This window comes from Pseudogracilibacillus amylolyticus (SeqCode), assembly GCF_051918545.1.
In the GTDB taxonomy this organism is placed as follows: Bacteria; Bacillota; Bacilli; order Bacillales; family Amphibacillaceae; genus Pseudogracilibacillus.
Map to the genome: position 1 here is coordinate 1 of NZ_JBPPZG010000261.1, position 4841 is coordinate 4841.

Consider the following 4841-nt stretch of genomic DNA (forward strand, 5'->3'; position numbering starts at 1 on the left):
CTCGCGTTCCCCAGCGCGATGCATGGAATCAATTAGGGTCACGCAAGGTTTTCTCACGTTCCCCGGCGCGATGAATGAACTCAATTAAGGTCACGCAAGATGTTCTCATGTTCCCCAGCGCGATGAATGAACTCAATTGGGGTCACGCAAGATGTTCTCGCGTTCCCCAGCGCGATGCATGGAATCAATTAGGGTCACGCAAGTTGTTCTCGCGTTCCCCAGCGCGATGAATGAACTCAATTAGGGTAACGTAAGATGCTCTCATATTCCCCAGCGCGATGTATGGACTTAATTAGGGTCACGCAAGGTTTTCTCACGTTCCCCTCCGCGATGTTTGAACTCAAGAACCTCGTTAGCATATTCTCCGTTCTTTTAATGAGTAAATATTTTTTAGCGTGTAGAAAAAGGGGGCCGTACTCGGATATTGCGATCTTGCTACCCTCGGTTTTTATCATTCTTTATAGGAAGAATCGGCTGAAATACAAACAAAAATCCGCATGTTTTTATGCGGATTTTTTTAATTTGCAGGAAGTATAAAACTTTCCTACTGCTCACTGGTTAAAAACGCGACGTCCTGTGCGTCGTAAGTTTTCTAAACTTGAAAGTAATTCAAAACTTCTTCGTAGGTGGCCATTCCATTTTTCCAAGTGATGAAGGTGTATAATAAGAGGAAAATTTCTTTCGCTTTACATTTTTAGGCGGCTGCCAGTTTATATACTGATAAATTATTTTTTTTGCATATGATAAAGACATTTTTGTACGTGGATTACGAAAGTCTTTATCTAATGAACCGAGATGGGTTAAATACTGGAAGTCTTCTTTTGTTGGAGGCACATGAAAATAATAGTTGGCAACTTTCACAAGCAGTGTGGAGTGTTGATTACTAAATTTCGGGTTGTTAGAAAAGTGAAGACCAAGCTTCTCTGCCTTATTCTCTTTTAATAGTTGTTCGATCGCCTGTTTTTTTATCATATACAAGTGCTGGGGTTCAGGCGCAGCTTTTGCATGGCGATTGATTGTATATATTGCTTGAGCAATTTCCGTGATACTATACGTTTCTTTCAACCTTAATCCCTCATTTCTGTATTTAACTGAAGATATTTATATGACGTAGAATAACACTGCAAAAAAGTGACAAATAGATCCAGCAAGCACAAATAAATGCCAAATGACATGATGATAAGGAACTCGCTTCCAAACGTAAAACACAGCACCAACTGTGTAGACGATCCCTCCAGTTACAAGAAGCATCAGTCCGTTCACATGAATACCTTCTACAAGTGGACTCCAAACAGTCGTAATTAGCCATCCCATTAAAATATAAGCTACCGTCGATAGGATAATAAATCTTTTCACAAAGAACACTTTTAATACAGTACCGGTAAGAGCGATACCCCATATAATCCCAAATAATATCCAGCCGATTTTACCGCTAAGTATAACTAATAAAAATGGTGTGTAAGTACCGGCAATGAAAATATAGATGGATGCATGATCAATAATTAGAAAAATATTTTTCCATTTTCCGACCGGAAGACTATGTACGAGTGTTGAGGATGTATACATCAGTAACATAGATATCCCAAAAATAGTTACGGACACAATAAGGGCTGGATCCCCGTTAAACGAAGCGAAAATAATTAATAAAACTAAAGCAGCGATACTTAAAACTGCACCGATTCCGTGGGTTAATGCATGCGCAATTTCTTCTTTCTTCGTAAAAAGATGTGTATCCATGTAAAACCTTCTTTCTGATAAAAGCATATATATGTATTGTACAGTTAAAATAGTCAGATGAAAAGAATTTCTTTTTTTCTTTCCAATAGAGCTCATACATCATGTTACTTCTTCGGTTTATATGGTAAACTATAATAGAAGCATGAATTGTGAGTATAATAATGTTCATTTTAACTCCACACATGTAAGGCTTTACATGATTTTAAGAATTAAATAAAAGAGGAGTTGCTTTTTTATGAGTATGACGCAAGAAGACAATCAATTAAAAAATTTAACAGTGAAAGATTTAATGATCTCATCTGAAAAAGTTGCCCATGTTCAATTAAATAATCCGCTAGAACATGCTTTACTTGTATTAGTAAAGTCTGGTTACTTTGCGGTACCTGTTTTAGATGCCTCCTATAAACTAGCTGGCTCGATCAGTAAAACTGTGATTTTGGACCAAATTTTAGGAATAGATCGATTTGAAGTTGAAAAGTTATCTGAACTTAAAGTACATGAGGTAATGAAAGATGATTTAATCAGTATTCAAAAAAATGCCAGCTTTATAGATGGATTAAAAGCCGTAATAGATGCTCCGTTTGTTTGTGTTGTTGATGAAGAAGGATATTTTGATGGAATTTTAACAAGAAGAGCAATTTTAAAAGAAATAAAAAAAGACTATTACAGGCCCTAAAATCGCAATAGCTGATCTAAGGTGAAAAATTGGATAATCAGATTAATAATATAAAACGACCTCTTATATTAATCTCTGTCATGTTAGGTATGTTTCTATCGGCAATAGAAGCAACGATCGTAGCGACAGCGATGCCAAGTATCGTAGCAGACTTACGTGAATTTTCCTTGTATAGTTGGGTATTTTCCAGTTATTTATTGACATCTAGTGCTACTGTATTACTTTTTGGAAAACTTGCAGATATATATGGAAGACGTCCAATTTATGTTATTGGTATATGTGTTTTTTTAACCGGCTCAACACTCGCCGGTTTTAGTACTTCCATGCCGATGTTGATTTTTTGCCGTTTTATACAAGGTATTGGAGCAGGTGCATTGATGCCAATAGCGACTACAATTGTAGGGGATATATACTCAAAAAAAGAGCGTGCAAAAATACAAGGATATTTATCAGCAGTTTGGGGAGTTTCGGCGATACTTGGCCCTTTAATAGGTGCTTTTTTTGTTGACTTTTTAAACTGGCGCTATGTATTTTGGATGAATATTCCACTTGGTTTGTTATCCATGATAGGAATTATTTTATTTTTAAAAGAGAATATGAGTAAAAAGAAACATTCAATTGATTATATTGGTGCTGTATTAATGATCATTGGAATTAGTACACTGATGTACATATTGGTTGAAGGAGGAATATCAATCAGCTGGATGTCAATCCAAATGTTTGTCCTTCTCGTTGTGACTGCTTTCAGCCTTATTTTATTTATTATGTATGAAAAACGAATTTCGGATCCGATTATGCCTTCTACTATCTGGTCATATCGTATCATTAAATTAGCAAATATAGCCTCCTTATTAACCGGTATGATTATGATTAGTGTATCCAGTTACTTACCGACATTTATTCAAGGCGTTATGGGGAAGTCCGCTATTATTGCAGGCTTTGCACTTACGGTAATGTCGATCGGCTGGCCGATTGCATCAACGGTAGCCGGACGGTTATTATTAGTAATAGGATATCGAAATACCTCATTGATAGGTGGGGTATCACTCATAATTGGAACAATATTTTTTATTTTATTGCCTACTGTCCAACATTATATATGGGCAGGAATCGGATCCTTTTTTGTTGGAGTTGGCATGGGAATGACGAGTACAGCATTTATTGTAACGATTCAATCTACCGTTAATTGGGAAGTTCGCGGGATCGCAACAGCAATGAATATGTTTATGCGTTCCATTGGTAGTGCACTTGGAGTAGCATTGCTTGGCGGAATATTAAACAATCAAATTAATCGAACAATAGCGGAGGCGAACCTTGATTCAACTATTACGATTGATGCGGTAGATAAATTATTGGATAAATCAGAACTGGATCAGTTATCTGATGCGGTAGTTCATGTACTACAAGAAGGTCTTTTATCTGGGTTACAAGTTGTTTATATAGGAATTGGCATCATTGCTGTATTCGCTTTTTTATTTATATGTTTAATTCCTAGAAAAGAAGAAGAGGGACAAACTAACCGTTAGTATTCTTACATCGTAATGGAGGAGCAAGTCATGAAACGAGAATTTGCTGTAATTGGTTTAGGTAGATTTGGTGGCAGTATTTGTGAAGAATTAAGTGTTGAGGGAATGAAAGTGCTCGCAATCGATAAAAACGAGCATAGGATAAATGAATATAAAAATATTGCATCTCATGCAGTGATTGCCGATTCGACAGACGAACAAGCCTTAAAAGAGATTGGAATAAAAAACATTGATCATGTAATTGTAGCAATAGGCGATAATATACAAGCAAGTATCTTAACAACGGTAATACTAGCCGATCTAGGGATTAAAAAGATTACAGTTAAGGCCCAAAATGATTACCATGAAAAAATATTAAATAAAATAGGTGCACATCAAGTAGTTCATCCAGAAAGAGATATGGGCAGAAGGTTAGCACATAGTTTAATCTCTAGCAATATTTTAGATTATTTAGAGCTGTCAGAAGACCATAGTATGGTAGAAGTAATGGCCGGAAGAAAAATGGTCGGCAAAACGTTAAAGGAAATGGATATTCGTGCTAAATATGGCTGTAACGTTGTAGCGATCAGACATGGAAAACAAATGAATGTTTCGCCAAGTGCTGATTATACTGTTCAAGAAGATGACATATTAATCGTTATTGGAGCAGATAAAGATATAACGAAATTTGAAAGGCAACTTATTATGGATGAATAAGTTGAATAATATTTTCTACATCATACTTATATCTTCAAAACGGTTATAAAATAAAATAATATTAAGGATTTCCCCAAGTACTTTGTTGCTTATTTGCATCGTAGTTGAAGGATATTGTAGAGTAGCGCTCAGGTTGTTTTCCGCTACGAACCGTTGCTTTCCGCGGGCACGGCTTCAGCCTCCGAAGCAGAAAACCACTGCTTCTG

The 4841-nt window shown here is 36.3% G+C and carries 5 protein-coding genes; 3 read left to right on the forward strand and 2 right to left on the reverse strand.

Translation table 11 applies throughout. The features are described from left to right. Positions 1 to 609 precede the first annotated feature (609 nt). Together ACPYKA_RS18925 and trhA are read right to left on the reverse strand one after the other, a co-directional pair. Positions 610 to 1065 (reverse strand): YkyB family protein, encoded by a 456-nt coding sequence (locus ACPYKA_RS18925; RefSeq protein WP_479543756.1) that lies wholly within the window; start codon positions 1063 to 1065, stop codon positions 610 to 612. 36 nt (positions 1066 to 1101) lie between these two features. After that, positions 1102 to 1737, reverse strand: a complete 636-nt coding sequence (trhA, locus tag ACPYKA_RS18930) for a PAQR family membrane homeostasis protein TrhA (RefSeq protein ID WP_479543757.1) — start codon at positions 1735 to 1737, stop codon at positions 1102 to 1104. A 235-nt stretch (positions 1738 to 1972) separates the two neighbouring features. Here trhA and cbpB point away from each other — a divergent pair, with 235 nt between their 5' ends. Genes cbpB through ACPYKA_RS18945 form a run of 3 tightly spaced genes read left to right on the forward strand, consistent with a single transcriptional unit; the run spans position 1973 to position 4635 of the window. Then, positions 1973 to 2413 (forward strand): cyclic-di-AMP-binding protein CbpB, encoded by a 441-nt coding sequence (gene cbpB, locus ACPYKA_RS18935; RefSeq protein ID WP_479543758.1) that lies wholly within the window; start codon positions 1973 to 1975, stop codon positions 2411 to 2413. 29 nt (positions 2414 to 2442) lie between these two features. Then, positions 2443 to 3939 carry an MDR family MFS transporter gene (locus tag ACPYKA_RS18940; protein WP_479543759.1) on the forward strand — a complete coding sequence of 499 codons (1497 nt, stop codon included), beginning with the start codon at positions 2443 to 2445 and terminating at the stop codon, positions 3937 to 3939. Between the two features lie 30 nt (positions 3940 to 3969). Beyond that, complete coding sequence (locus ACPYKA_RS18945; protein WP_479543760.1) at positions 3970 to 4635, forward strand: potassium channel family protein; 666 nt, start codon at positions 3970 to 3972, stop codon at positions 4633 to 4635. The last annotated feature ends 206 nt before the right edge of the window (positions 4636 to 4841 follow it).

What these genes read in the sequence shown, in the direction of transcription:
- ACPYKA_RS18945 (WP_479543760.1), top strand. Translation starts at nt 3,970, where the DNA reads ATGAAACGAGAATTTGCTGTAATTGGTTTAGGTAGATTTGGTGGCAGT.
- cbpB (WP_479543758.1), top strand. Translation starts at nt 1,973, where the DNA reads ATGAGTATGACGCAAGAAGACAATCAATTAAAAAATTTAACAGTGAAA.
- trhA (WP_479543757.1), bottom strand. Translation starts at nt 1,737, where the DNA reads ATGGATACACATCTTTTTACGAAGAAAGAAGAAATTGCGCATGCATTA.